The 24,323-nt window shown below is 63.4% G+C and carries 24 protein-coding genes; 4 read left to right on the top strand and 20 right to left on the bottom strand.

Annotation, left to right across the window (positions count from 1 at the left end):
• Window positions 1–43 precede the first annotated feature (43 nt).
• From paaK to AC0L3C_RS26000, 14 genes are all read right to left on the bottom strand, one after another.
• Window positions 44–1,375 carry a phenylacetate--CoA ligase PaaK gene (gene paaK / locus AC0L3C_RS26065; RefSeq protein ID WP_473409315.1) on the bottom strand — a complete coding sequence of 444 codons (1,332 nt, stop codon included), beginning with the start codon at window positions 1,373–1,375 and terminating at the stop codon, window positions 44–46.
• 35 nt (window positions 1,376–1,410) lie between these two features.
• Entirely contained in the window at window positions 1,411–1,860 is a 450-nt protein-coding gene (gene paaI / locus AC0L3C_RS26060) for a hydroxyphenylacetyl-CoA thioesterase PaaI (RefSeq protein WP_473264116.1), read from the bottom strand.
• Between the two features lie 55 nt (window positions 1,861–1,915).
• Complete coding sequence (paaE, locus tag AC0L3C_RS26055; RefSeq protein WP_473409314.1) at window positions 1,916–2,998, bottom strand: 1,2-phenylacetyl-CoA epoxidase subunit PaaE; 1,083 nt, start codon at window positions 2,996–2,998, stop codon at window positions 1,916–1,918.
• Between the two features lie 2 nt (window positions 2,999–3,000).
• Window positions 3,001–3,504, bottom strand: coding sequence for a 1,2-phenylacetyl-CoA epoxidase subunit PaaD (gene paaD, locus AC0L3C_RS26050; protein WP_473409313.1), 504 nt, complete (start codon window positions 3,502–3,504; stop codon window positions 3,001–3,003).
• Window positions 3,498–4,274, bottom strand: coding sequence for a 1,2-phenylacetyl-CoA epoxidase subunit PaaC (gene paaC, locus AC0L3C_RS26045; protein ID WP_473409312.1), 777 nt, complete (start codon window positions 4,272–4,274; stop codon window positions 3,498–3,500). The genes paaD and paaC overlap by 7 nt, the downstream gene beginning before the upstream one ends.
• Window positions 4,274–4,561, bottom strand: a complete 288-nt coding sequence (gene paaB, locus AC0L3C_RS26040; protein WP_106942621.1) for a 1,2-phenylacetyl-CoA epoxidase subunit PaaB — start codon at window positions 4,559–4,561, stop codon at window positions 4,274–4,276. The genes paaC and paaB overlap by 1 nt, the downstream gene beginning before the upstream one ends.
• A 10-nt stretch (window positions 4,562–4,571) precedes the next feature.
• Complete coding sequence (gene paaA / locus AC0L3C_RS26035) at window positions 4,572–5,564, bottom strand: 1,2-phenylacetyl-CoA epoxidase subunit PaaA (RefSeq protein WP_007607910.1); 993 nt, start codon at window positions 5,562–5,564, stop codon at window positions 4,572–4,574.
• 76 nt (window positions 5,565–5,640) lie between these two features.
• On the bottom strand, window positions 5,641–6,507 hold the full coding sequence (gene paaX / locus AC0L3C_RS26030) for a phenylacetic acid degradation operon negative regulatory protein PaaX (protein WP_473409311.1): 867 nt from the start codon (window positions 6,505–6,507) through the stop codon (window positions 5,641–5,643).
• Window positions 6,508–6,704: 197 nt separating this feature from the next.
• Window positions 6,705–7,475: an esterase/lipase family protein gene (locus AC0L3C_RS26025; RefSeq protein ID WP_473264121.1), complete on the bottom strand. Its 771-nt coding sequence runs from the start codon at window positions 7,473–7,475 to the stop codon at window positions 6,705–6,707.
• 201 nt (window positions 7,476–7,676) lie between these two features.
• Window positions 7,677–8,963, bottom strand: coding sequence for a DUF445 domain-containing protein (locus AC0L3C_RS26020; protein ID WP_473409310.1), 1,287 nt, complete (start codon window positions 8,961–8,963; stop codon window positions 7,677–7,679).
• Between the two features lie 211 nt (window positions 8,964–9,174).
• Entirely contained in the window at window positions 9,175–9,630 is a 456-nt protein-coding gene (locus AC0L3C_RS26015) for a phasin (RefSeq protein WP_027568907.1), read from the bottom strand.
• A 202-nt stretch (window positions 9,631–9,832) separates the two neighbouring features.
• Complete coding sequence (locus tag AC0L3C_RS26010) at window positions 9,833–10,426, bottom strand: GNAT family N-acetyltransferase (RefSeq protein WP_473264123.1); 594 nt, start codon at window positions 10,424–10,426, stop codon at window positions 9,833–9,835.
• Window positions 10,423–11,505 (bottom strand): PHA/PHB synthase family protein, encoded by a 1,083-nt coding sequence (locus AC0L3C_RS26005; RefSeq protein WP_473264124.1) that lies wholly within the window; start codon window positions 11,503–11,505, stop codon window positions 10,423–10,425. The genes AC0L3C_RS26010 and AC0L3C_RS26005 overlap by 4 nt, the downstream gene beginning before the upstream one ends.
• Complete coding sequence (locus tag AC0L3C_RS26000; protein ID WP_473409309.1) at window positions 11,502–11,885, bottom strand: hypothetical protein; 384 nt, start codon at window positions 11,883–11,885, stop codon at window positions 11,502–11,504. Before AC0L3C_RS26000 ends, AC0L3C_RS26005 begins: the two co-directional genes overlap by 4 nt.
• A gap of 171 nt (window positions 11,886–12,056) precedes the next feature.
• Between AC0L3C_RS26000 and AC0L3C_RS25995 the strand changes: the two genes are divergently transcribed.
• Complete coding sequence (locus tag AC0L3C_RS25995) at window positions 12,057–12,971, top strand: alpha/beta fold hydrolase (protein ID WP_473409308.1); 915 nt, start codon at window positions 12,057–12,059, stop codon at window positions 12,969–12,971.
• A 149-nt stretch (window positions 12,972–13,120) separates the two neighbouring features.
• A complete protein-coding gene (locus tag AC0L3C_RS25990; protein ID WP_473264126.1) occupies window positions 13,121–13,585 on the top strand; it encodes a nuclear transport factor 2 family protein in 465 nt (154 codons plus the stop codon).
• A gap of 100 nt (window positions 13,586–13,685) precedes the next feature.
• Here AC0L3C_RS25990 and AC0L3C_RS25985 read toward each other — a convergent pair whose 3' ends face one another.
• The 6 genes from AC0L3C_RS25985 to AC0L3C_RS25960 are packed head-to-tail and all read right to left on the bottom strand — an operon-like array spanning window position 13,686 to window position 21,330.
• Window positions 13,686–14,360: a spermine/spermidine synthase domain-containing protein gene (locus AC0L3C_RS25985; RefSeq protein WP_473409307.1), complete on the bottom strand. Its 675-nt coding sequence runs from the start codon at window positions 14,358–14,360 to the stop codon at window positions 13,686–13,688.
• Between the two features lie 30 nt (window positions 14,361–14,390).
• Window positions 14,391–17,624: a bifunctional cytochrome P450/NADPH--P450 reductase gene (locus AC0L3C_RS25980; RefSeq protein ID WP_473409306.1), complete on the bottom strand. Its 3,234-nt coding sequence runs from the start codon at window positions 17,622–17,624 to the stop codon at window positions 14,391–14,393.
• A 45-nt stretch (window positions 17,625–17,669) separates the two neighbouring features.
• Window positions 17,670–18,665 carry an alpha/beta fold hydrolase gene (locus AC0L3C_RS25975; RefSeq protein WP_473409305.1) on the bottom strand — a complete coding sequence of 332 codons (996 nt, stop codon included), beginning with the start codon at window positions 18,663–18,665 and terminating at the stop codon, window positions 17,670–17,672.
• A 10-nt stretch (window positions 18,666–18,675) separates the two neighbouring features.
• Window positions 18,676–20,226: a WS/DGAT/MGAT family O-acyltransferase gene (locus tag AC0L3C_RS25970; RefSeq protein ID WP_473264130.1), complete on the bottom strand. Its 1,551-nt coding sequence runs from the start codon at window positions 20,224–20,226 to the stop codon at window positions 18,676–18,678.
• A gap of 46 nt (window positions 20,227–20,272) precedes the next feature.
• Window positions 20,273–21,073 carry an esterase/lipase family protein gene (locus AC0L3C_RS25965; protein WP_473409304.1) on the bottom strand — a complete coding sequence of 267 codons (801 nt, stop codon included), beginning with the start codon at window positions 21,071–21,073 and terminating at the stop codon, window positions 20,273–20,275.
• On the bottom strand, window positions 21,073–21,330 hold the full coding sequence (locus AC0L3C_RS25960) for a DUF6489 family protein (RefSeq protein WP_007593837.1): 258 nt from the start codon (window positions 21,328–21,330) through the stop codon (window positions 21,073–21,075). The genes AC0L3C_RS25965 and AC0L3C_RS25960 overlap by 1 nt, the downstream gene beginning before the upstream one ends.
• A 306-nt stretch (window positions 21,331–21,636) precedes the next feature.
• Here AC0L3C_RS25960 and AC0L3C_RS25955 point away from each other — a divergent pair, with 306 nt between their 5' ends.
• Window positions 21,637–23,232, top strand: coding sequence for an ABC transporter substrate-binding protein (locus AC0L3C_RS25955; protein WP_473279502.1), 1,596 nt, complete (start codon window positions 21,637–21,639; stop codon window positions 23,230–23,232).
• Between the two features lie 105 nt (window positions 23,233–23,337).
• Window positions 23,338–24,318 carry an ABC transporter permease gene (locus tag AC0L3C_RS25950; protein WP_007607877.1) on the top strand — a complete coding sequence of 327 codons (981 nt, stop codon included), beginning with the start codon at window positions 23,338–23,340 and terminating at the stop codon, window positions 24,316–24,318.
• Window positions 24,319–24,323 lie beyond the last annotated feature (5 nt).

Here is a 24,323-nt window from a genome sequence, read left to right as displayed (position 1 = left end):
CCGCGATTTCTCGCGGGCCTTGTCGCCTCTGCGGACGATCAAGTCAATCCTTCGGCCGCTTGTCGTAGAGGCGCTTGGCCTTGCCGAGCGAACGTTCCAATGTCGCAGGCGCAACCACCCGCACGTTGGAGCTGATCCCGATCGTGTTCTTGATATGAGTCGAGATCCGGTCGGCATGATCGATGAGACCCCGGCCGTCCCAGCTCTCAGGCCGCGCCTCGGCGATGATGGTCAGCTCGTCCATCCGGCCTTCGCGGGTGAGTTCCAGGACGAAGTGCCCGCCGCACCAATCGGTCGCCAGCAGAACCTCCTCGATCTGGGTCGGGAACAGATTGACGCCGCGCAGGATGATCATGTCGTCCGAGCGCCCCGTCACCTTCTCCATCCGCCGCATGCCGGGCCGCGCCGTGCCCGGCAGAAGCCGCGTCAGGTCGCGGGTGCGATAGCGGATCACCGGAAAGGCTTCCTTGGTGAGCGAAGTAAACACCAGTTCGCCCTTCTCCCCGTCGGGCAGCACCGCACCGGTCTCGGGGTCGATGACTTCAGGATAGAAATGATCCTCCCAGATGTGCAGGCCGTCCTTGGTCTCGATACATTCCTGCGCGACGCCGGGCCCGATCACCTCGGAAAGACCGTAGATGTCGGTCGCGTCCATGTCGAAGGCGTCTTCGATCTCGCCGCGCATCGCATTGGTCCAGGGCTCCGCGCCAAAAATGCCGACCTTGAGCGAGCATTGACGCGGATCGAGCTTCTGACGCTTGAACTCGTCGAGGATCGCCAACATGTAGCTCGGCGTCACCGTGATGATGTCGGGCCGGAAGTCGTTGATGAGCTGCACCTGCCGCTCGGTCATGCCCCCGGAGATCGGCACCACGGTGCAACCGAGCTTTTCGGCGCCATAGTGCACCCCCAACCCGCCGGTGAAGAGACCGTAGCCATAGGCATTGTGGATGATCATGCCGGTGCGGCCGCCGGCGGCGCGGATCGAGCGCGCCATCACCTCCGACCAGGTGTCGATGTCGCGTTGCGTATAGCCCACCACGATCGGCTTGCCCGTCGTGCCGGAGGACGCATGCACGCGCACCAGCTTTTCACGGGGCACGGCAAACATGCTGAAGGGATAATTGTCGCGCAGGTCCGTTTTTACGGTGAACGGAAATTTCGCAAGGTCCGAGAGCTCTCGAAAGTCGGACGGGTGCACGCCAGCCGCGTCGAAGGCGTTGCGATAGTGCGGGACGTTGTCGTAAGCGTGCTTCAGCGACCAGGCCAGCCGCTCCGTCTGGAGCGCCTTGATCTCGTCGCGCGACGCGCGCTCATGCGCATCCATTTCGGCGCGATAGGTGTTACCACGTTCCTTGAGCCTCGTCAGAGCCATCCTCGTTTCCCCACATCATTGGTTTGTTCTTTTCTTTATTGATCTTGCGTCGGCAACCACGAACCGGAAATAACCCGCGAATGCCCGCGGAATTCGGCGATGACTGTATCGCCGGCGGTGACGCGCACGTCATAGATGCCGGAGCGCCCGCCGCGCGTGACCTCGCGCGCCTTTGCGACGAGGCGATCGCCGAGCTTGCCCGGCTTGATGAAGGTGATCTGGCCCTGCGCCGCTACGACGCGATCGTTGTGCGAGTTGCATGCGAAAGCGAAGGCCGAATCGGCCAGCGTGAAGATGAAGCCGCCATGGGCAATGCGCTGGCCGTTGACCATGTCCGGCCGTACAGTCATGGCCAGCGTGGCATAGCCCGGCCCGACCTCGACGATCTCCATGCCGAGTCCTTTGGAGGCATCGTCCTCCGCCCACATCGCATCGGCGCAGGCGCGGGCAACATCCTCGGGCGACAAGGTGGCTTTGACGTTCACGCGCTCCTCCCGTCCGATTGTTTGGACACGATGTTCTGCTGCCTGGCTAAGACTGTCAAACTTGGTCGTAATCGACCACGACCCGCTCCGACGATGGCTTGGCCTGACAGGTCAGGACAAAGCCGGCCTTCAGCTCCCACGGTTCCAGCGAGTAGTTGACATCCATCGGCGCCTCACCCTCCACCAGTTTGGCACGGCAGGTCGAGCACATGCCGCCCTTGCAAGCGAAGGGCAGATCGACACCTGCGCGTAGCGCGGCGTCGAGGATCGCCTCGTCCTGGGCCACCGGCACATCGCGGCGCTTGCCGTCGATGATCAGCGACGCGATCGCTTTCGGCGGCGCGTCCGGCGCAACGATCTTCTTCGGCCGCGGCTTGCCGCCGAACTCGGAGACGAAGCGCTCGACATGGATCCGCTCTTCCGTGATGCCGAGCCCTCGGCAGGTCGCCTCGATGTCCTCGCTCATGCCGAGGGGGCCGCAGATGAAGACGTGATCGACGCTTCCCGCCGGCACGAGCGAACGCAGCAGCACCCTCACCTTGTCGCCGTCGAGTCGGCCGTGCAGGATCGGAATGTCCTGTTCCTCGCCCGAGATGACGTGGAAGATCGAGAGCCGGTCGATGTAGCTATCCTTGAGCTCTTCGAGCGCCTCGAGGAACATGATGTTGTCGGTCGTGCGATTGCCGTAGAACAGGAAGAAGCGGCTGTCCGGTTCGCGCGCAAGCGTGCCCTTGACGATCGAAAGGATCGGCGTGATGCCGGAGCCTGCGGCAAAGCCGACATGGATCCGGCCGGCGCTGGCCGGCGGGATCACGCCGAAGCGTCCCGTGGGCGTCATCACGTCCAGCGCGTCGCCGCACTTCAGATCGTCCGCCGCCCAGCTCGAAAACGCGCCGCCGTCCACCTTCTTCACGGCGATGCGGATCTCGCCGTCCTCAGGACCGGAGCAGATCGAATAGGAGCGGCGCACTTCCTCGCCATCCAGCACGGTGCGGAGCGTGAGGTATTGGCCGGGCGTGAAGGCGTAGTCGGTCGCAAGCTCCGCCGGGATGGCGAATGTCAGCGATATGGCGTCCGACGCCTCGCGGCGGAGGTCGTTGACGGCTAGGCGATGGAAGCGCGGTGCGGCTGCTGACATGATCAATGACATTTGAAATAATCAAAGGGTTCGCGGCAGGCCCTGCAGCGCCAGAGCGCCTTGCAGGAGGTGGAGCCGAATTCGGACAGCAGCTCGGTATTCGCCGAGCCGCATTGCGGGCACGCAACGGCTTGCTCGCCGAACAGTGCGCGGCGTGAATTCGAAGCTTGCGGCGGCGCGATTCCGTAGGCGTGAAGCTTCCCCCTGCCCTCCTCGCTCATCCAGTCGGTGGTCCAGGCCGGCGACAGTACGGTGCGGACCTTTGGACTGCGGAAACCCGCGCGCTCCAGCGCGACCTCGATTTCCAGCGCGATCATGTTCATGGCCGGGCAGCCCGAATAGGTCGGGGTGATCGCGACCTCGACGTGATCACCATCGAGGACAACATCACGCAGCACGCCGAGATCGGCGATGGTCAAAACCGGAATTTCGGGATCGACCACGCTCGCCGCGGCATCCCAGGCCCGTTGGCGCAGTTCGCTATGGGGCTCCAGCACCATCACCATGTCTGCCCCGGGAAGGTGCGCTGTACCGACTGCAGCTCGGACAGAAGATGGCCAAGATGTTCGCTGTGCCGGCCCACGCGGCCGCCCTGCTGCATCCAGTCGTTCTGCGGCAGTTTGAGCGTGGCTTCGCCGATCACGTCCGAGAGTGTCGTCAGCCAGGCACCTCGCAAGGTCCCTGGGTCTACGGCGATACCGGCATGGATCAAGGCGCGCTCGCCGTCGTGGACGGCAAACATCTCACCGGTGAACGCCCAGAGATGATCGATCGCGGCCTGCGCGCGGGCATGGCTCTCGTCGGTGCCGTCGCCCAGCCGGATGATCCACTCCGAGGCATGGCGAAGGTGATAGGCGCTCTCCTTCTCCGACTTGGCGGCAATGGCCGCAAGCGCAGCGTCGCGCGAACTCATCATCGCCCGCCAGTAGAGATCAGCGAAGGCGGAGTAGAAAAACTGCCGCACCAGTGTCTGGGCGAAATCGCCATTGGGCTGCTCGACCAGCAGCAGATTGCGGTACTGCCTGACGTCGCGCAGGTAGGCGAGCTTGTCCTCGTCGTTGTCTTTGCCTTCGGCCTTGGCGGCGTAAGAGTAGAGCTCGCGGGCCTGGCCGATGAGGTCGAGCGCGATGTTGGAGAGCGCCATGTCCTCTTCCAGCATCGGCGCATGTCCGCACCATTCCGACAGCCGGTGGCCGAGGATCAGCGCATCGTCGGCGCGGCGCAATGCGTAAAGCACTAGCGGCGTTTCGGAGACCTGGATGTTCGCGACGGGCATCACATGTGCCCCACTTCCTCGGGCACCTCGTAAAACGTCGGGTGCCGGTAGATCTTCGATTCCGCCGGCTCGAACATCATGCCCTTGTCTGCGGGGTCGCTCGCAGTGATCGCCGTCGACGGCACGACCCAGATCGAAAGACCCTCGCCGCGACGGGTGTAGATATCGCGGGCGGCCTGCAAAGCCATCGTGGCGTCGCTCGCATGCAGCGAGCCGACATGCTTGTGCGCGAGCCCGTTGCGGCTGCGAATGAAGACTTCCCACAGCGGCGTGTTCGGCGTGGCCATCGCGATCTCCCTACTCTGCCGCTTGTGCAGTTCGACGCTGCGCGCGCTTGGCGGCATAGCTAGCTGCCGCCTCGCGTACCCAGGCGCCCTCGTCGTGCGCCTTGCGGCGCGCGGCCATCCGGTCACGATTGCAGGGGCCGTTGCCGGCGAGCACCTGCTTGAACTCGGTCCAGTCGATCTCGCTGTAGCGCCAGTGCCCGTCCGCATCCTGAATCATGCCGGGATCGGGAATGGTGAGGCCGAGATATTGCGCCTGCGGGACGGTGGCGTCGACGAACTTCTGCCGCAGCTCGTCATTGGAGAAGCGCTTGATCTTCCACTTCGTCGAGGTGTCGCTGTGCTGGCTGGTGGCATCGGGCGGGCCGAACATCATCAGCACCGGCCACCACCAGCGGTTCAGGGCGTCCTGCGCCATCGCCTTCTGCTCGTCGGAGCCACGGCATAGCGTCAGCATGATCTCGTAGCCCTGGCGCTGGTGGAACGACTCTTCCTTGCAGACGCGGATCATCGCGCGTGCATAGGGACCGTAGGAGCAGCGGCACAGCGGGATCTGGTTCATGATCGCGGCGCCGTCGACCAGCCAGCCGATGGTGCCGATGTCGGCCCAGGTCAGCGTCGGATAGTTGAAGATCGAGGAATATTTTGCCTTGCCCGCGAGCATGGCGTCGACCAGCTCTTCGCGCGACGTGCCGAGCGTCTCGGCGGCGGCATAGAGATAAAGGCCATGGCCGCACTCGTCCTGCACCTTGGCGAGCAGCGCGGCCTTGCGGCGCAAGGACGGCGCACGCGTGATCCAGTTGCCCTCGGGCAGCATGCCGACGATTTCGGAATGAGCGTGCTGGGAGATCTGACGGGTGAGCGTCTTGCGATAGGCCGCCGGCATCCAGTCGTTCGGCTCGATGCGTTCCTCGGCATCGATGCGGGCCTGGAACTGCGCAGCCTTGCCCGCGTCCTCGAGGCCGCGATCATCGCTCTCGGCCGTATTCAGCGCCTGGGTATACATGCGCATCCTCCCAATCTTATTGGGAGCAATATATAACAGAAACTAGGTCATGCAAGATATTTCTGTAACATATCGATCAGGCCGCGAACCTTCGCTCCAGAAGCTTTCGGGCCGGTGGCAATGGCCCCTTCTCATTGGTTCCATGGCCATCAAGCCATTGTTCGGATGGGACGAGCAGCGCCCGATAGATCTCGCCGCAGAGTTCGCGGGCAGCCCTGCCCGGCCAATCGGCCGGCAGCAGGCTCTCGGGCAGCAGAGGATCGCGCAGCACGACGCGGCGGTAATGGTGGATCAGGAGGATGCGCGCGGTGAAGGCGTCGGCCTCGGACAAGTCGCTGCCCCGTGCGATCACGGCGCGCAGCGGCTCGAACGTCTTCATGAACTTGAGATAGGCATCCGCGGTGCGATCCAGCGGCCAGCTCGCGCTGAGCAGCCGGCGGCCGCTGTCATCCTCGGCCGAGACTTCCAGACGGATGGCGCCCGCCGCTTCGTCCGGCACTGCCACGCCGGACGGCGCCACCCACACGCCCGGCAGCGGGCTACCGAAGCCGGCATTGCGGAGCGCCTCGCGCGAGGCGTCGCGATCCTCGCCATTGCCGATCAGCAGCAGCTCGAAGCGCCCGGTCCAGTCGGATGGCGGCGGATCGTAGATGTGGCGTGTCGCGGCCTCGAAGATCTGGCGGCCCTTGTCGGCCAAGCGGTAAAAACTATTGCGGCCGACCTTTTCGCGCGTCAGCCAGCCATCGGCGGCAAGCCGCGACATCGCGGTACGCACCACGCCGCTGTCGATGTCCAGGGTCTCGAAGAATTCCAGGAGCGTGCCGAGCCATACCGAGCCGCCACGCGGCACGATGGCATCGCCGAACACGGTGATGACGATAGAGCCGGTGCGCGACGGCTCGCGCTTGAGCTGCTCGATGATGCGGGACAACGGATGCGCCATGCGCGAGGCATAGCGCGTTTGGTGCGGGCGCGACAATGGACCGGTGCGACAATGCAAGAGCCGGGCTCAATCCTTCGAGACGGCGCTTCGCGCCTCCTCAGGATGAGGTCTAACTACCTACGCGCCGCGCCACGTCGTCTCAATCCTCATGGTGAGGAGCGCGGCAAAGCCGCGCGTCTCGAACCATGCAGGCCCGGCTACCGATGCGGATCGGGATAGACCACGCTGCGCCAGCCGCTACGGTCGAAGGGCCGCCAGCTGCCTTCCTTCTGCGCAAGGCGATCAGCCACCGCGAAGACAGCGGCCGGATGATGGCCCATGCCGCAATGGCTGCTCTCGATCTCGATGCTCTCGGTCTGCGTGCCCGTCTTCTCCATGCAGCCCTGCCAGGCGCAGACGCCGTCGGTGCGGCTGAAGATCGCCGTGGTCGGCACCGGCGGCGGAACGGCGAGATCGCCGCCGAACTGCGGATCGACCTCGTCGGACTTCCGCCCGCTCGCCCATTCATAGACGCGCCAGGCGTTGGTCGAATGCGGATCGCCGGCAAAGGGGCTGCCGAGCGTGATCACCTGGCGTACGCGGTCGGGCATCATCTTGGCGAGCTGGCGCGCATAGAGACCGCCGAGGCTCCAGCCGACCAGGCTGATCTTGCGGCCATGCCTGTCGCTGAGCTCCTGAACCAGATCCACCATCGCGTGCTGCACGCCCTCGCGCAGGCCGTAATTGCGGCCCTGGCGCCAGCCGCTCACCGCATAGCCCTTGCCCGACAGAAACGTCCGCAGCGCGCGCGTGGACCCGTCGGAGGCCACGAGGCCCGGCAGCACCAGCACCGGATGTCCATCGCCGCGCGGCGCAAGGCTGAGCAGCGGCAGCGCGCCGAGGAACGCGCCGAACTCGTGGATCGCTCGCCCTTCCAGGAACATCAGGGTGCGAGACGGTGGGCTCAGCGTCTGGGCAGTAGTGGTCATCAATGGTCCCCTTGGGAGAATTGCTGAAAAGGCCACCGGTTGTTTGCCGGCAAATGGGTATGGGATTCCAACACGCCGGCTTCTTGATCGTTCCGCAACGCAACATGAATCAGCTAGGCAGCGGGTTCCCGACATTCAAGCGGGAGACACACCGGGCCACAATAGGCCGGCGCGCTAATGCTGGCGTCCGTGACGCAAAAGTCACAACAATCGAAGCAGGAATTCTACGGAGTAAAGCGCAAGGCCCGCCAGCCCGCCGATCAGCGAGCCGTTGAAGCGGATGTATTGCAGGTCGCGGCCGATGTTGATTTCGATCAGCGAAATCAGCTGCGCCATGTCCCACGACTTGACCTGGTCGGAGATGAAGGTTGAAACACCGCTCTTCTGGTCCGCGACGAAACTGCGGAGCACCGCGACCAGACCCTTGTTGATCTCGCCGCGAAGCTCGGCATCGCCGGCAAGCGCTTCGCCCGCCGCGACGCACATGCCGGCGAGATGATGCTGCAGCACCTGCGTCTCGCCGCTTGCACTACGCTCGATGAATGACCGCGTGTTGGCCCAGACGGTGCGGGCGAGATCGGCAAGCTCGGGACGCGCGAGCAGATCGCGCTTCAAGCCGTCGATGCGGTCGACATAGGCCTGGTCGGTGCCGAGCCGGTCGACGAAGCTCAGCACCATGCGATCGAACTCGCCGCGGAACGGATGTTTGGGATCGCTGCGCACTTCATTGAAGAACGCGGTGGCGGAGGCCACGATCTTGTTCACCAGAAATTTGTCGGCCCGGTAGAGCCTGAGCAAGGTCGGCAACTCCGCACGCACCTTCTCGCGGATCATCGCCATCGTCTCGGTCTGGTTCAGCGTCTCGTGCATCACGCGCAGGAGATCGTCGAACAGGATCTGGTGGCGTCCCTCCGCGACGAACCCGCGCAACGTGCCGGCCGCGAGCGGCGCCAGATCGATGGCCTGGAGCTGCGAGGACATGCGGCGAAGGATGAAGGTCATCAGGCCCGAGCTTTCCGTCGCAGAGACGGCCTCCGGCAGCAGGCGCAGCGCAAAGCGCGCGAGGTCGTCGCTGCGCTTGCGGTCGCGCAGCCAGTCGGCGACGAAGGAGCCGAAATCAATCTCCTTCAGCTTGGCCTCAACGGGAGCAGCCTCGAGGAAATGCACCTGGATGAACTCGCCGAGCTTGTCGGCGATACGGGCCTGGTTGCTCTGGATGATCGCGGTGTGCGGGATCGGCAGACCCAGTGGACGCTTGAACAGCGCCACCACCGCATACCAGTCGGCGAGCCCGCCGATGGTCGCGGCTTCGGCAAAGGCCGCGATGAAACCGAACACGGGATGCACGGGCAGCAGCCATTTCGCGACGACGAACAGGACAAGCGTCGAGCCCAGCACCAGCGTCGCCAGCGCTTTGACGCGGCGAAGCTCGGCTGCGCGTTCGGCGTCGCCTGGGGAATCGAACGAGAAGGTGGCGGGTGGAGTCATGGTAGATACTTAGCGCGTCGATCTCCGCGTGTCCCGGACGCGGTGCAGCGCGGAGCGATGCGCCGCAGAGCCGGGACCCAGCATGGCCCCCGGATCAGCAGTGCACCACGCCGCAAACGCGGCGCGCTGCACAGCATCCGGGGAACGCAAGAGACAAAAAACAAGGCCCGCCGAAGCGGGCCTCAAATTCAGTTTTACTCAGGGCGTCGTATCAGGCGGTCTTGTTGTAGACCTTGGCAAAATTGTCCTGAGCGGACTTCGCACCGTTAGCGGCGAGCTTGCCGAAATAGTCGGTGGTCGCCTTGGCGCGCGAGACGAACGCTTCGCCGCGGGCGCGGAGCAGGCCGGACTGGATCTCGACAGCTTCGCTGAACGACTTGGCGGACGCGAGCTTGTCGATGCCCGCGAAGAATGCCTCGGCGTCCTCGTAGATCGCCTGCTGGATGTTGCGGCTGATCTTGCCGGCTTCGGTGACGGACTCGGTCACCGCGTTCTCGACGGCAGCGGTCACGCGCTCGGAGCCAGCGAACACCTCGGCAGCACGGTCCTTGGCGGTGTTGGCGGACTTCTTGACGAACTCGCGGGCGGCCTCGGGAACTTCCAGGTTCTGGATGTTCTTGAACGCGTCCTTGAAGCCTTCGAAAGCGGTGTTGGTTTCGGTGGTCATTGGGGTCTCTCCATCCTCATTGGGTTGAGCTATGGGCTCACCCCGTCCGGTTTTGGCCCGGGGCATGACTTATATGGCATAGTTAATTGTGCGATGCAATATACATATTGCAGTGCGATATCACGAAATCGTGAATAGCCCTAATGTGAGGCAATCTGGCGCCTCCCTGACCATCCGGGTCCCAACACCCGCTCAGAGGTTCTCAGTGCTGGACGGCGCCGGGCAGCCCATAGGCCTCCATCTGGGCCTGCACCTGCGAGATGTTATGACCGAGCACGACGATGTCGTGGGTCTTGCCATCGACGTCCCGGACATGATCGCGCAGCAAGGCCTCGGCCTTGAAGCCGAGGCTCTCGAACAGCGTGATCGCTGCCTGCTGGTCGACCGTCATCTGAACCGAGAGCTTCTCGAGGCCGGCGCCGAGCGCGAGTGCGAAGGTCTCCTGCGACAGCGTCCGTCCCACCCCCTTCCCGCGCACGTCGAGCGAAACCACCATCCGGATCTCGCCGACATGGGGCGACCAGGAGTGCGGGTCGCGCACGAGCGTGCCGCAGCCGACGACCGTGCCGCCCCTGACCGCGAGCAGGCTCGTGATCGCGCCGCGCTCGATCTCCTTGACCCATGCGGAGAGCACCTTCGCCTCACTGATGTTGCGCGGCAGGAACAACAGGTCGTGGGTCGGCAGGCCCTTGCCGAACGCGAGGACCGCGGCTTCGTCTGCCGGGGACATCAGGCGTATCTCGATATCGCCGGCGTCCGTCTTCACATGACGCGGATAGGAACGCTGCTCACTCATGTCGATCTCTTCCCCAACCAGGAATCCAGTTTCGGCCACAGCCGCTTCACCGCATTGGCGCCGGCGACGAGCGAGACATGACCGCCTTTCAGCATCACCTCCTCCTTGTCCTCCGATCCGATCTTGGCGATCAGGTGCTTTGCCGCCTCATACGGCACGATGTGGTCATGCTCCGCCACCGCGTGCAGGAACGGCACCTTGATGTCCTCGAGCTTCGCCGCACGGCCGCCGACCGACATGGTGTCGTTGAACAGCTTGTTGTCCCACATCAGGTCCTTGGTGATGGTGCGGAAATATTCGCCGGCCAGCGGCAGCGTGTCGGTCGCCCAGCGGTCGAACATCCGGTACGATTTGACGAACTCGTCGTTCCAGATGTTTTCCCAGAGCTGGATCTGGCTGACGGTGCGTGAGGCCGGGCGCAGCATCTCGAACGACGACAGAATCATCTCGGGCGGCACGTTGCCGACGCTGTCGACGAGGCGATCGACGTCGAAATAGCGACGGTCGGAGAAGTTCGAGAACAGTTTCATCTCGCGAAAGTCGATCGGCGTGGTGAAGCAGATCAAATTCTTCATCGGCCCGTCCCTGTGGATCGAGCCATAGAGCAGCGACAGCACGCCGCCAAAGCAATAACCGATGACGGAGACGTCTTGTTCGCCGGAATCCTGCTGCACGCGGCGGATGCAGTCTGGGATGAAGTCGAGGACATAGTCCTCCATGCGGAGACTCTTCTCCTCCGGCCGTGGCGCGCTCCAGTCGAGCATGTAAACGTCGTAGCCGCGCTTCAAGAGGAACTCGATGAAACTCTGGCCGGGCACGAGGTCGAGAATGTAACCGCGATTGGTGGTCGCCATCACGATCAAGATCGGAATTCGATAGATCTCGTCGGACATCGGCCGATAATGGTAGAGGCTCATCGTGCCGCGCGAATGCAACACGTCCTTCGGGGTTGAGCCGAGCGTGGGACCGGACGTCGAGAAATATTCGACGCCCTTGATGCTGCGCTGAATGGCGCGTTGCACCTCGGACTGGATGCGCTCCGGGATCCCTGCGTAATCTAATCCGGCGGGTGCATTCATGTCTGCTCTCCGCCTTCAGATGGCGGCCGCTTGGTGCGCGGCGGGCGCAATGCGGGATCGGGACCCTGAGATAGGCCGGAACTTGCAGCCATCTGGCTTAGCATCGACTTGATCTCACCGATCTGTCCTTCGATGGACTGCAGCCGTTCCGCAAGGCCGGTGACCTGGTCCCGGCTCGGTAGATTCATGGAGACCAGATATTTCTCCATGAGGTCGCCGAGCTGCTTCTGAGCACCTGCAGCAGCGCCGCCGGCCCGGTTCACGGCTTGCGAAAACTCGGGCGACGACATCGCCTGATTGGCGAAGGAGTTGAACCCCTTCTCCATCTCGCCAACCATCTTCTGCCACATGGCAATGGGGTCGTTGCTCTTGTCGGTCATCGGCGTCCTCCTGAACTCGAGAGCTTCGATGCCCTTCCTTTTTTTCACCATACCACACCGTTGCGCGGTGCCGGTCAACCGGCAAGCAGCGGGTCCGGTGTCGCGAACGCAGCTTCATTGCGAGGGGAAACCGTGCGATACAGTATTGATCAAAGCCGAGGGAACGCACCCGTGAACGCCTATCACCCGCCGCAAACCGTCCACGCCAACGGCATCGACATCTGTTACGAGATTTTCGGCAACGATAATGCCGAGCCGCTGCTCCTGATCATGGGGCTAGGCGCCCAGATGATCCACTGGGACGATGCGTTCTGCGAGCAGCTCGCCGCGCACGGCTTTCGCGTCGTTCGGTTCGATAATCGCGACATCGGCAAGTCGAGCCATCTCACCGGCGGCAAGCGCCTGACGCCGCTCGAGCTGTTGAAGCTCCGCTTCCTCAGGATTCCTGTGGCCGCAACCTACAAGCTGATCGACATGGCGAAAGACACGGTCGGGCTGATGGATGCGCTCGGCATCAAGTCGGCGCATCTGGTCGGGGCGTCCATGGGCGGCATGATTGCGCAGGAAGTGACGTTGTCGTTTCCCGAGCGCGTGCGCTCGCTGACCTCGATCATGTCGACGACCGGCAATCCGCGCGTGCCGCCGCCGACACGTGAGGCCGCCGCGATGCTGATGGCGCCGCCGCCGCGCAGCAAGGAGGAGTTCATCGTCCGCTACGGCCAGACCTGGAACGTGTTGCGGGCCGGGTCCTTTCCGGAAGAAGAGGCGCTCGATCCCGGTCGTGCCGAGCGCGTGTTCGCGCGCGGACTCAATCCGGCCGGCGTCGGCCGGCAGCTCCGCGCGGTGCTCGCCTCCGGCAGCCGCAAGGAGCGGCTGCATGGCGTGAAGATGCCGACGCTGGTCATTCACGGTACCGTCGATCCCCTGGTCCGTCCCGAGGGCGGCAGGGACACGGCAGAGTCAATTCCGGGCGCCAAGCTGTTGATGATCGAAGGCATGGGCCACGCGCTGCCGATGCGGTTCTGGCCAGAGATCATTGGCGCCATCGCCAAGCACGCGCATAGCGCAGCGGCGCAGGCGGCGTAGATTGACCGGCGCAGCAGGTCGCCTCGCGGTGACCATGTGAGCTGCCGGTTACTCTCTTAACGGAAGCCGGCCCGAAAGCTATACTGGCCTCCTTCAATCGCCGAGAACCTCAATCGCCAACAAAGAGGCTGCGGCCTCTCGGAGTTCACATGCATCTCATCGTCCGGTCGGCCGCAATCGTCGCTGCTTCAGTCCTCACGCTGTCCCTCGCCAGTGGCGTCGCGATGGCGGGTAGCGCGCAAGAAGAAGCCAATCGCAAAACAGTCCTTGCGTTCTACGAGAAGGGGCTCAACCAAAAGGACGCCGATGCAGCCCTCGCCCATGTCGGCGACCGCTACGTCCAGCACAATCCCAACGCGGCCGACGGTCCGGACGGATTCCGAAAGTTCATCGGCTTCCTCCGCGAGAAATTCCCGAACTCGCACAGCGAGATCAAGCGCAGCTTCGTGGATGGGGACTACGTGATCCTGCACGTTCACGCGGTTCGCGAGCCCGGCAGCAGGGGCAACGCGATCGTCGACATCTTCAAGCTGGAGAACGGCAAGGTCGTCGAACACTGGGACGTCGTTCAACCGATCCCGGAAAATCCGGCGAACAACAACACGATGTTCTAGCTCGGAGCCGTAGCCCGGATGGAGCGCAGCGCAATCCGGGTTCTTGCGCGGATCGACCGCCCCGGATTTCGCTCCGCTCATCCGGGCTACAAATAGCCGCCTAACTCTTCCTGGCCAACCAGATCACGTGACGCGCGCCACCGCCTCTTCCGGTGGCGCGAATGTTGACTTCATTGACGTCGAAGCCGGCGCTCCCGAGCCGCTTGGTGAAGGCCGGGTTGGGTCCCGAGGACCAGACCGCGAGCACGCCTCCCGGCCGCAACGCCGTCTTCGCCGCTTTCAACCCGCTCGCATTGTAGAGCGCATCGTTGCCCTTCCGGGTCAGCCCTTCCGGTCCGTTGTCGACGTCGAGGAGGATGGCATCGAATGCCGACCGCCGCGCCCGGATGATTTCGCCAACGTCGGTTTCCCGGATGCTCACCCTGACATCATCGAGACTGTCGCCGAACACCTGCGCCATCGGGCCCCGCGCCCAGGCGACCACCGCCGGCACGAGCTCGGAGACCACAATCTTCGCCTTGCTTCCGAGCACGGTCAGCGCCGCACGCAGCGTAAAACCCATGCCCAGGCCCCCGATAAGGACGACAGGTTTCGCGACCGTCTCGATCTGCTTCGCCGCGAGCGTGGCGAGCGCAGCCTCCGAACCCGACAGGCGGTTGTTCATCAGCTCGTTGGCGCCGAGCTTGATGGAAAACTCCTTGCCTCGCCGCATCAGGCGAAGCTCTTCATCGGAGCCGGGGATTTTGGCGGTATCGATCTTTTCCCAGGGAATCATGCGACAGCTTTAGCACGTCCGGCCGCCGGCCTACCCACCTGCCCACACGTCCAGCACATACCTGTTCTTGGCGCCCATCTCCTCGATCCAGCGGGCAGCCGCGGCGGCATCGCTGCCGCTCTTCTCGCGATGGATCGCGACCAGCGCCGCCTTCACGTCGGGCTCCATCTTGCTGCCGTCACCGCAGACATAGACGATCGCGCCTCGCTCGATCAGCGGCCAGACCTTGTCTTTCTGGGCGGCGAGGACGTGCTGCACATAGGTCTTCGGGCCCTCCGCGCGCGAGAACGCGGTGAACAGCTCGGTGACGCCGCTCGCCGCCAGCGCCTTCAGCTCGTCCGCATAGAGAAAATCCTGATCGGGATGACGGCAGCCGAAAAACAGCATGGCCGGACCGAGCGCGGCGCCCCTGGCCTTGCGCGCGGCGCGCTCCTGGAGGAAGCCCCGGAACGGCGCCAGTCCCGTACCCGGGCCGATCATGACGATCGGCACGGATGGATCGTCCGGGAGCCGGAAGCCGGCCTTGGTCTCACGCACGGTTGCATGGATCACGTCGCCCGCGCGTCGATTGGCGAGATAGTTCGAGCAGATACCCTTGTAGGTGCCGCGGCCGGAGGCGGCCGGTCCTTCGACCACGCCGACCGTGACGCTGCAACGAACCTGGTCCACCGACGGCGAAGACGAGATCGAATAATAACGCGGCGCCAGCAGCGAGAGCATTTCCAGATAGACGTGGAACGGCAATTCGCAGGCCGGATATTCGAGCAGCAGATCGAACACCGATTTCCGCTTGGCCAGAATCTCGCTGCGATAGCGCTCCAGCGGCTGGGGCTCCTCGCCGACGAAGGCCAGCAGCTTCGGCTTGGTTACCGGGCAGCGCGTGTGTTCGGCCATGATCTTGATCTGGTTCCGCGTCGCGACCTGCTGCAGCTCGACGAACTCGCTGAGCAGGCGGCCGACCGACACGGCATCGCCGACCGGCAATTGCGCGCGGCGGCCTTCGGCGACCTGAAGCCTGATCTGGTCGGCCGGCAGGAAGCCGAAGCGACGGGCGACCGAATCCACCAGCGTCGGATCGTTGCGCGGAACCACACTCAGATGGTCGCCGACGCGGTAATTGATGTTGGACGGCAGCTGCACCTCGATGTGGCAGGTCGAACGCTCTGACGGATTGGAACCAGCCTTGTTCTGTAGCTCGTCATTGACGAGCACCTTCATCGCCACCGCGCCGCCCTGGGCAACGATGGTGTTGACGGCGGTCACCGCGACCGGCTCGATCGCGTAGAGCGGATCGTCCTCCGCGGTACGGGTGAAATTCCAGTCGATGCCGAATTCCTTGGTCGCGACCTGGGCGGCCGCTGGGAACCATTTCTGGAACTGGCCGTCGAGATCGCTGCGCGCATCGCCTTCGCCGCGCGGATAGACCGCGCGCGCGCCATGCTTCGACAACTGCTCATCGATGAAACGCGGCACCGACTGGTAGGTCGCGGCCCAGTCGCTGTTGCCGCAGCCGAACACCGCGTAACGCACATTGGCAAACGCATCCTTCGGCAGCTCGTCACCGAGCCATTTGACGAATTGCGTCGCGTTGTCCGGCGGCGCGCCGTTATAGGAGGCGCAGATGATCAGCACGCCGCCCTCCCGCGGCAGCTTGCCGACGTAGTCGTCGAGCGGCCCCAGATGCACGGCAAAGCCGTTGATCTCGGCAAGGTCGGCCATGCGCGTCGCGAGCTCCTCGGCGGTGCCGAGATTGGAGCCGTAAAGGACCAGCATCGGCGTGTTGTGGCCGGGACGTGCGGTGGGCTGACGCGGGGCCTTCGGCGCCGACGACACCGCCACAGGTCCGCCATAGGCACCGCGCTCGCGATCGGCGCGCGGACGGACCTTGATCTTGAAGCCTTCCGGCTTCATCGTCAGCGTTTCCTTCAGATGCATCTGGTAGCGCTGGTGGTCGATCAGCTTGAATCGCTGGAGGATCATGCCGAGCGCGAGCGCGGCCTCGTGCATGGCGAAGCCGCGGCCGATGCAGGCGCGCTGGCCGTTGCCGAACGGCTTCCAGGCATTGATCGGCCGTTTGGCTTCCGCCTCCCGGCTGAAATTCTCCGGATCGAACGCGTCCGGGTTCGGACCCCAGACCGAGGGATCGCGATGCAGCGCGGTCACCAGGATGGTGGTGAACGTACCCTTCTTGAGCTTGTACTTGCCGCCGCCGATGGTCTCGTCGTTCAGCGGCGAGATGCCATAGGCCGGCGCCGGCGGCCATAGCCGCAGCGCTTCCTTGAGAATCTGCGTGATGTAGGTGAGCTGCGTGACCTGCTGATAGGTCGGACGCACGTCGACATTGGGACCGAGGACGCGATCGACCTCGTCATAGGCCTTCTTGAGAATGTCGGGGTGTTTCAGCAGCGCATACAGCGTGCAGGACAACAGGCCGCTGGTGGTCTCGTGGCCTGCGATCAGGAACGTGTTGATCTGATAGCGAATGTTGACGTCGTCGAGCTGCTCGCCGGTCGAGCGATCGACCCCGGTCATCATCGCCGCAAGCATATCCTTCTTGTCGTCGGTGGCATCGCCTCCCTTGCGGCGCTCCGCAATGATCTCGTCGACCATCCTATTCATGAAGTCGACGTCTTCGGCCATGGTCTTGCGCCGCTTCTGCATCCAGAGCTGCTCGAACGGCAGGCCACGCGTCATCATGATGGTTTCGAGCGAGCGCACCAGCGACTCGACGAAGGGATGGTAGTCGCGCCGGTAGAACGAATTGAAGCGGTAGTCGAAGCCGCACAGCCCGATCGTATCCAGCGTCAGCGCCGTCATGTCGTGGACGACGTCGATCTCGTCGTCAGCGTTGAGCCGTTCCCATTTGCCCACGAGCTGCTCGGCGATATCGACCATGCTCGGATGATAGGATTGCATGGCGCGGTTGCCGAAGGGCTGGAGCAGGATGTTGTGCGCCTTGTTCCAGTTCGGCTCCCTGGTGTCGGCCGTGAACAGGCCGTCGCCGCCGACCGCGCGCACCCGTCGCAATGCACCGCGCACCGTCTTGTCGAAACGCTTCTCGTCCGACAGCTCGTCGACGAGATCGTGGCCGGAGACGACCACGATCGGCGAGCCCATCATGTCGAGCCAGAAGATCGGCCCCAGCTCCTTGGCAAGCCGGGTCAGATGCTGCACCGGCGCGGCCGAATCCAGCGACAGCATGTTGCCGACCACCGGCTTGGTCGGGGGCTGCGGGATCGGATCCAGACGGTTCTTCGATGACATTAAAAGTGCTTCCCCTGCCTCGGTATTCAACGTCGTCGTTGCGAGCTAGCCAAATCGCCTTCTACGCCATTCGATCAGTTTCGCGCTGACCTCATCCGGCTTCTCTTGTTGCGTCCAATGCCCGCTGTCCTTCACCAGATATTTCTCCAGGTCAGATACCAGCGTCTCCATGCCGTCGGCCGCCGACGGCGGCAGCACGGCATCGTTCTCCGCCATGATCATCAATGACGGCACGTGCACGTGATGGTCCAAACCTTTGGCGCGCTCCCAATTGCGGGTGAAGTTGCGATACCAGTTGATGCCACCGGTGAAGCCGGTTTTCGTGAACGTATCGACGAACACCTTCTTCTCGTCGGCCGACAGGATCGGCGTACGCGGATCGTGCTTTGCATCGTAGGCTGCGATCATCTGCGGGAATGCCAGATTGGTCTTCGACGAGGCGCCGACACCCGCGATCGGCGGCCCCTCCGGTTTTTCCGCCGGCCGCGCCAGCGGCTTGCGCATGAACGCGTCGAACGTCTGCTCGACGCGGCTGCCGAAGATCCTGTCCGGCTCACGCGCGGGATCCTGAAACTGGACGATGTACATCTGATCGCCGAAGCGCTGGCGGAACAGCGAGATCGGATCGATCGGCGCGCGGTCCCAATGCGGCGTGTTGACGCCGACCACACCGGCGACGCGCGAAGGATGCCGCAGCGGCATCTGCCAGACGACGAATCCGCCCCAGTCGTGGCCGACAAAGATCGCCTTATCGATCCCGAGATGATCGAGCAGCCCGACCAGATCGCCGGTCAAATGCTCCATGTCATAATCCTCGACCGGCTCGGGCCGGTCGGTCGCGCCGTAGCCGCGCTGGTCCGGCGCGATCACGCGGATGCCGGCCTCGCTCAGCGCCTTGATCTGGTGGCGCCAGGAAAATGCGAGTTCGGGCCAGCCATGGCACAGCACCATCGGCGGCTTGTCTGTGACCGGGCCCGCGTCGTAATAGCCCATGCGGATTCCGTTCGTCTGCACGAACCGGAGCGGTGGCATTTCAATCATCGGGACATTCCTACTCAGCGGCGCCCTTGATGTCCGCAGCGGGCAAAGCATAGGCCGCCTCCAGCGCGGCGAACTCTTCCGGCAGCATGTCGCACATCACCTGCACGTGCGGAATGATGTTGGCGCCGACGATGAAGCCGAAATCGAGCTGGTCGCGATAGCTCTGCACGGTGATGTTGAGCGCCTGTCCGTGTGTCGAGATCGACACCGGGAAGATGTGCAGCAGCTCCGCGCCCGCAGCGTAAAGCGTCTGCCGCGGCCCGGGTACGTTGGACACCGTGATGTTCGCAGCCGGCGGCAACACGTCCGACAAATCGGAGCGACTGTAGAGCAGCGCCATGATCTGCACGACGATCGGCGCGCCCAGCATCGAGATATTGGATATCTGCGGCATCAGTGCCCGCAGCGGATGCGACATCTCCTTGGACTTGGTCGATTGCGCGATAATGGCTTGCAGCCGCTCCTTGGGATCGTCGATGTTGGTCGCGATCGAGCAGATCATGCCGAACACCTGGTTGTTGGCCTCGGTGTTGCCCTCTTCGCGTAGCGAGATCGGCACCGCGGCCGTCAACGATTTTGCCGGCAGCGTGGCATATTGCTGGAGGTAGCGCCGGACCACACCGGAGGCGAGCGCCAGCACGACGTCGTTGAGCTTGCCGCCGGCCTGCTTGGCCAGCGCCTTGGATCGCGACAGCGAGATCGAGACGCCGGCGAAACTGCGCTCGGACGAGATCGACTTGTTGAGCATGGTCGGCGGGGACACCATGCTGGCGAGGCTCTCGCGCGATTTTGGATCGGATATCTTGCCGAGCACGTCCGAGACGCTCTTGACCATGGTCGGGATGTTGCCGGCAAAGCGCACCGCACTCTCGATCTGGTACATCGCATTGTCGAACAGGATCGAACCGATGTCGCTCTTGCCGGTGCGCGGCAGCTGCAGGTTCTTCGCGGCCGCCGATGCATCGAGCGGCTGGGTGAAGAGCTGCTGGTAGGAATCGACCAGGTTCGCTGCGATGTCGCGCGGCTCCTGCCCGGGCTTCGCTCCCGCGGTCGGCGGATCGACCTTCCGCGGGATCGGCGAGATATCGTAGATCATGTTGGTCAGCGCCGCGCCGGCGCCGCCGTCGATGGCGGCATGATGCATCTTCGAATAAAGTCCGACCTCGTTGTCCTTCATGCCCTCGAACACGTAGAACTCCCAGAGCGGGCGGGCGCGATTCAAGAGCTTGGCGTGCATCCAGCCCACGATGCGTTCGAGCGTGGCGCGGTCGCGCGGCTGCGGCAGGCTGGCGCGGAAGATGTGACGGTCGATGTCGAACTGATCGTCCTCGACCCAGGAGGGATGATCGATATCGAGCGGCGCCTTCTCCAGTCGCGCCTTGAGGATCGGCGCGATGTGCAGGCGCGAGACGATCATCGCCTTGAAATCTTCGAAGAAGTCGCCCTTGTAGTCGTCCGGCAGGCGGAAGATCGCCATGCTCCCGACATGCATCGGCATTTCAGGCGTTTCCAGATAGAGAAACGACGCATCCAGCGACGACAGTTTCTTACCGTCAGCCATAGTTCCCTCCCGAGTATTTGACGGGCGCCTTAGGCGGCGCTTCTCGTCAGGCCGATACTGCCTGTTCCGGCGGGGCATATGCAATGGCAAACGGCCCCGCCCTGTCAAATGGCCAGAACTCCCCCTCCGGTTGCGCAAGGCGGTCCGCCACGGCCCATAGCGCTGCGGGATTCACCCCAAGCCCGATATGGCTCGCCAGGTGCACCTCGATGTTCTCGGCGCGGTCGGAGGGACGCAGCAGGCAGGTCCGCCAGTTCACGATGCCGTCGGCGCGCGAATAGATCGACGTCGCCGGTACCGGAAGATCGCCGGCGATCGCCTCACGCAGCTTGACGAAATCCTCGACACGCTCGCCGGACATCATCTCGTAGAGCCGCGTCGCATTGGTCGCTCTTATGTCATTGGCAAAAGGGCTGCCGAGCGTGATGACATTGCGGACCAAGTCGGGCGCCTGCAGCGCGAGATCGCGTGCATAGACACCGCCGAGGCTCCAGCCCACCAGGCTGACCTTGCGTCCGCTCGCAGCATGGATTTCGGCGAGACGGGCGCGCAATGAATCCCGCATCCGTCCGAACCCGCCGAAATTGCGACCCATCCGCCAGGCATGTGCCTCATAGCCGAGCTCGCTGAGATAGCGTCGCATCGGCGCCATCGAGAGGTCGCTGGCGAGGAAGCCAGGCAGCGCCAGCACCGGATGACCATCGCCTTTGGGGGCCCGCATCAGGACCGGCGACAGCAACAAGCTGGCGTTGAGTTCGAGCAACCCACGGGCTTCGGCGAGCAGCAAAGCAAGGCCGGGCGGACGAAGCCGGCCTGGGGTCTGCGGCCCGTCCGGACCCGGCGGCATTATTTCTTCTTGTCGCCGCTGCGCGTGCCGCCCAGGCCGGCCATGGTGACGAACATGTCCTGAAACCGTTCGGCCAGCTTGGGATCGAAGGTGAACCAGCTCTGGATCAGCGACTCCGGCGAGACCTTGTCGATGTTGCTCAAGACCTGCTGCTGCAGCTTGTCCATCACCGCCGTCTGCATCGGTGCCAGATCGGGCAATCCGATGAACTGACGGGCTTCGAGGGGGGTGCAGTCGATTTCGATATTAACCTTCATGTCCCCTCCAGATGAGATTCGAGCGCCCGGCCGCAGTATCGCCGCGAGACGGTGTGCAACGCAAGCGACCTGAGGCCGGTCGCGGTGCTTCGGCTTCCGCGATCGGCGCATATGGTCAATCAAAATCGGCCGCGTCCGCGCCCATCCACCCGTCAATGCCGGTCAGCATTGCTGCACAGCGGTGCAACTTGGCGCGTTCCTTGCTGGAATGGCGCTTGCACGGGTCGAGAACTCTGGGCAACATGGATTGGGACGCCCCGCCGAACAATCAAAAATCACGGCGCGGCCGAGTTGAGAGGATCAAGAATGTCAGTCGGTCGAACTCTGATTGCGGCGACGCTCGCCGGTATGCTTGCGTTGACGATGTCGCCCGCGTCGAGCCAGACGTTGCGCTATGCCAACCAGGGTGACCTGAAGTCGCTTGATCCCTACTCCCTGAACGAGTCCACCACCCACGCCCATCTCGGTCACGTCTATCAGGGCCTCACCGCGCGCGACAAGGATCTCAAGATCATTCCGGCGCTGGCGGAGAGCTGGGAAACTCCGGAGCCGACCCGCTGGCGCTTCCATTTGCGCAAGGGCGTCAAATTCCACAACGGCGACCCCTTCACCGCCGACGACGTGCTGTTCTCCGCCGACCGTGTTCGCAACAAGAACTCGAACATGCAGACCCGCCTGGCGCCCAACGTCAAGGTCGTCAAGGTCGACGACTACACGGTCGATTTCGTCCTGCCCTCGCCCAATCCCATCCTGCATTCGGCATGGGACGTGTGGTACATCATGGACAAGAAGTGGGCTGAGGAGAACAAGGCCGTCGAGCCGACGCCGGTGTCCGCGACCTCGCCGAGCTACGCCTCGCTGCACGAAAACGGTACCGGTCCCTTCATCATCGAGAGCCATCAGCCCGGCGTGAAGACCGTGTTCAAGGCCAACCCCGATTACTGGGGCAAGATGGAAGGCAACCTGAAGGAGATCATCTTCACCCCGATCGCCTCCGACGCCACCCGTGTCGCTGCGCTGCTTTCGGGCGAGGTCGACGTCATCGAGCCGGTGCCGATCCAGGACATCTCCCGCGTTGATGCAAGCCCGAATGCCCAGGTGCTGAAGGCTCCGGAGCTCCGCACCATCTTCATCGGATTCGATCAGACGCGTGACGAGCTGCTCTACTCCAACATCAAGGGCAAGAACCCGTTCAAGGACGCCAAGGTCCGCGAAGCCTTCTACAAAGCGATCGACATCGAGCTGATCAAGACGCGGGTGATGCGCGGGCTGTCGACGCCCTCGGCGCTGATGATCGCTCCGGAATTGTTCGTGCTGTCGAAGGAGTTCACCCGGCCGAAATTCGATCCAGATGGTGCCAAGAAGCTCCTGGCCGAGGCCGGGTACCCCGAAGGCTTCGAGGTCACCATGGATTGCCCGAACGACCGTTACGTCAACGACGCCGCGATCTGCCAGGCCGTCGTGGGCATGCTTGCCCGCATCGGCGTCAAGATCAATCTGCTGGCGCAGCCCAAGGCGCAATACTTCGCCAAGGTGTTGAAGCAGGGCGGCTATCAGACCTCGTTCTACATGCTGGGCTGGACGCCGAGCACGATGGACTCCCATAACGTGCTCTACGACATCATGGGCTGTCGCGACGATGCGAAATCATCGCGCGGCGAGGCCAATCTCGGCGGCTATTGCAACAAGGAATTCGACGCCATCACCGACAAGGTGCTGGTCGAAACCGACACCGCCAAACGCAATCAGCTGATCAAGCAGGCGTATGAGATCAGCATCAAGGACTGGGCCTATATTCCGCTGCATCAGCAGGCGCTGGCCTGGGGCGTATCGAAGAAGGTCAACCTGCCGCAGCGCGCCGACAATCTGGTCATGTTTCACTGGGCGACCAAGAAGGAATAGCGTCAGTTGAACACGAGGTCCCGGCAGCGTCAGGCTACCGGGACCTTGTCCTTTTCCGGCTGACAAAGACGTCGGCCAGACGCACACTCAAGGAAAGTGGAAGGCATGCTCGCTTTCACTCTTCGCCGGGCCGTTCAGGCCATCGGCGTCATGTTCGCCGTCGGCATCATCGCGTTCTCGATGTTCCGCTTCGCCGGCGACCCCATCAACCAGATCGTCTCGCTCGATACGCCGGCGGCCGAACGCGCCGCCGTGCGCAAGTCACTAGGTCTCGATGACCCTGTGCCGGTGCAGTTCGTGCGCTATTTCGCCGATGCCGCGCAATTCAAGTTCGGCGTCTCCTATCAATTCCGCCAGCCGGTCTCGACGCTGTTGATGGAGCGTATGCCCGCAACGCTGGAACTTGCGATCTGCGCGACCGTATTTGCAATGGTCTCCGGCATCCTGATGGGCGTCTATTCGGCGCTCAGGCGCGACACCTTGCTCGCCAAATTATTCCAGGCGGTTTCGCTGATCGGCATCTCGCTGCCAACTTTCCTGATCGGCATCCTTCTGATCTATCTGTTTGCGGTGACGTTGGGCTGGTTGCCCTCGTTCGGCCGCGGGGAAGTCGTCAAGCTCGGCTGGTGGACCACGGGCCTGCTCACATTGTCGGGCCTGAAGGCGCTGATCATGCCCTCGATCACGCTCGGCCTGTTCCAGATGACCCTGATCATGCGGCTGGTACGCGCGGAGATGCTGGAAGTGCTTCGGACCGACTATATCCGCTTTGCCCGCGCCCGCGGGCTGACAACCCGGGCCATTCATTTCGGCCACGCGCTAAAGAACACGCTGATTCCCGTGATCACGGTGGCCGGACTGCAGTTTGGCTCGGTTATTGCATTTTCGATCATCACCGAAACAGTGTTCCAGTGGCCCGGCATGGGACTTCTGTTCGTGCAGGCCGTGCAAAACGTCGATATCCCGATTATGGCCGCCTACCTGCTGATGGTCTCGCTGATTTTCGTCACCATCAATCTGGTGGTCGACATCCTCTACACCGTCGTCGATCCGCGCCTGCGCGCGACCGTCGGCCGCGCCACATAAGGCAG

The organism is Bradyrhizobium sp. WSM4872, from assembly GCF_055811715.1.
Note: the sequence above shows the minus strand (reverse complement) of the source record. Positions and strands in the feature narration are given on the sequence as shown.

Bases quoted from the DNA above. Each gene is read 5' to 3' on its own strand.
- paaK (WP_473409315.1), bottom strand. From the start codon at position 1,375: ATGGCTCTGACGAGGCTCAAGGAACGTGGTAACACCTATCGCGCCGAA.
- paaE (WP_473409314.1), bottom strand. From the start codon at position 2,998: ATGTCAGCAGCCGCACCGCGCTTCCATCGCCTAGCCGTCAACGACCTC.
- paaD (WP_473409313.1), bottom strand. From the start codon at position 3,504: ATGGTGATGGTGCTGGAGCCCCATAGCGAACTGCGCCAACGGGCCTGG.
- paaC (WP_473409312.1), bottom strand. From the start codon at position 4,274: ATGCCCGTCGCGAACATCCAGGTCTCCGAAACGCCGCTAGTGCTTTAC.
- paaB (WP_106942621.1), bottom strand. From the start codon at position 4,561: ATGGCCACGCCGAACACGCCGCTGTGGGAAGTCTTCATTCGCAGCCGC.
- paaA (WP_007607910.1), bottom strand. From the start codon at position 5,564: ATGTATACCCAGGCGCTGAATACGGCCGAGAGCGATGATCGCGGCCTC.
- paaX (WP_473409311.1), bottom strand. From the start codon at position 6,507: ATGGCGCATCCGTTGTCCCGCATCATCGAGCAGCTCAAGCGCGAGCCG.
- AC0L3C_RS26025 (WP_473264121.1), bottom strand. From the start codon at position 7,475: ATGACCACTACTGCCCAGACGCTGAGCCCACCGTCTCGCACCCTGATG.
- AC0L3C_RS26020 (WP_473409310.1), bottom strand. From the start codon at position 8,963: ATGACTCCACCCGCCACCTTCTCGTTCGATTCCCCAGGCGACGCCGAA.
- AC0L3C_RS26015 (WP_027568907.1), bottom strand. From the start codon at position 9,630: ATGACCACCGAAACCAACACCGCTTTCGAAGGCTTCAAGGACGCGTTC.
- AC0L3C_RS26010 (WP_473264123.1), bottom strand. From the start codon at position 10,426: ATGAGTGAGCAGCGTTCCTATCCGCGTCATGTGAAGACGGACGCCGGC.
- AC0L3C_RS26005 (WP_473264124.1), bottom strand. From the start codon at position 11,505: ATGAATGCACCCGCCGGATTAGATTACGCAGGGATCCCGGAGCGCATC.
- AC0L3C_RS26000 (WP_473409309.1), bottom strand. From the start codon at position 11,885: ATGACCGACAAGAGCAACGACCCCATTGCCATGTGGCAGAAGATGGTT.
- AC0L3C_RS25990 (WP_473264126.1), top strand. From the start codon at position 13,121: ATGCATCTCATCGTCCGGTCGGCCGCAATCGTCGCTGCTTCAGTCCTC.
- AC0L3C_RS25985 (WP_473409307.1), bottom strand. From the start codon at position 14,360: ATGATTCCCTGGGAAAAGATCGATACCGCCAAAATCCCCGGCTCCGAT.
- AC0L3C_RS25980 (WP_473409306.1), bottom strand. From the start codon at position 17,624: ATGTCATCGAAGAACCGTCTGGATCCGATCCCGCAGCCCCCGACCAAG.
- AC0L3C_RS25975 (WP_473409305.1), bottom strand. From the start codon at position 18,665: ATGATTGAAATGCCACCGCTCCGGTTCGTGCAGACGAACGGAATCCGC.
- AC0L3C_RS25970 (WP_473264130.1), bottom strand. From the start codon at position 20,226: ATGGCTGACGGTAAGAAACTGTCGTCGCTGGATGCGTCGTTTCTCTAT.
- AC0L3C_RS25965 (WP_473409304.1), bottom strand. From the start codon at position 21,073: ATGCCGCCGGGTCCGGACGGGCCGCAGACCCCAGGCCGGCTTCGTCCG.
- AC0L3C_RS25960 (WP_007593837.1), bottom strand. From the start codon at position 21,330: ATGAAGGTTAATATCGAAATCGACTGCACCCCCCTCGAAGCCCGTCAG.
- AC0L3C_RS25955 (WP_473279502.1), top strand. From the start codon at position 21,637: ATGTCAGTCGGTCGAACTCTGATTGCGGCGACGCTCGCCGGTATGCTT.
- AC0L3C_RS25950 (WP_007607877.1), top strand. From the start codon at position 23,338: ATGCTCGCTTTCACTCTTCGCCGGGCCGTTCAGGCCATCGGCGTCATG.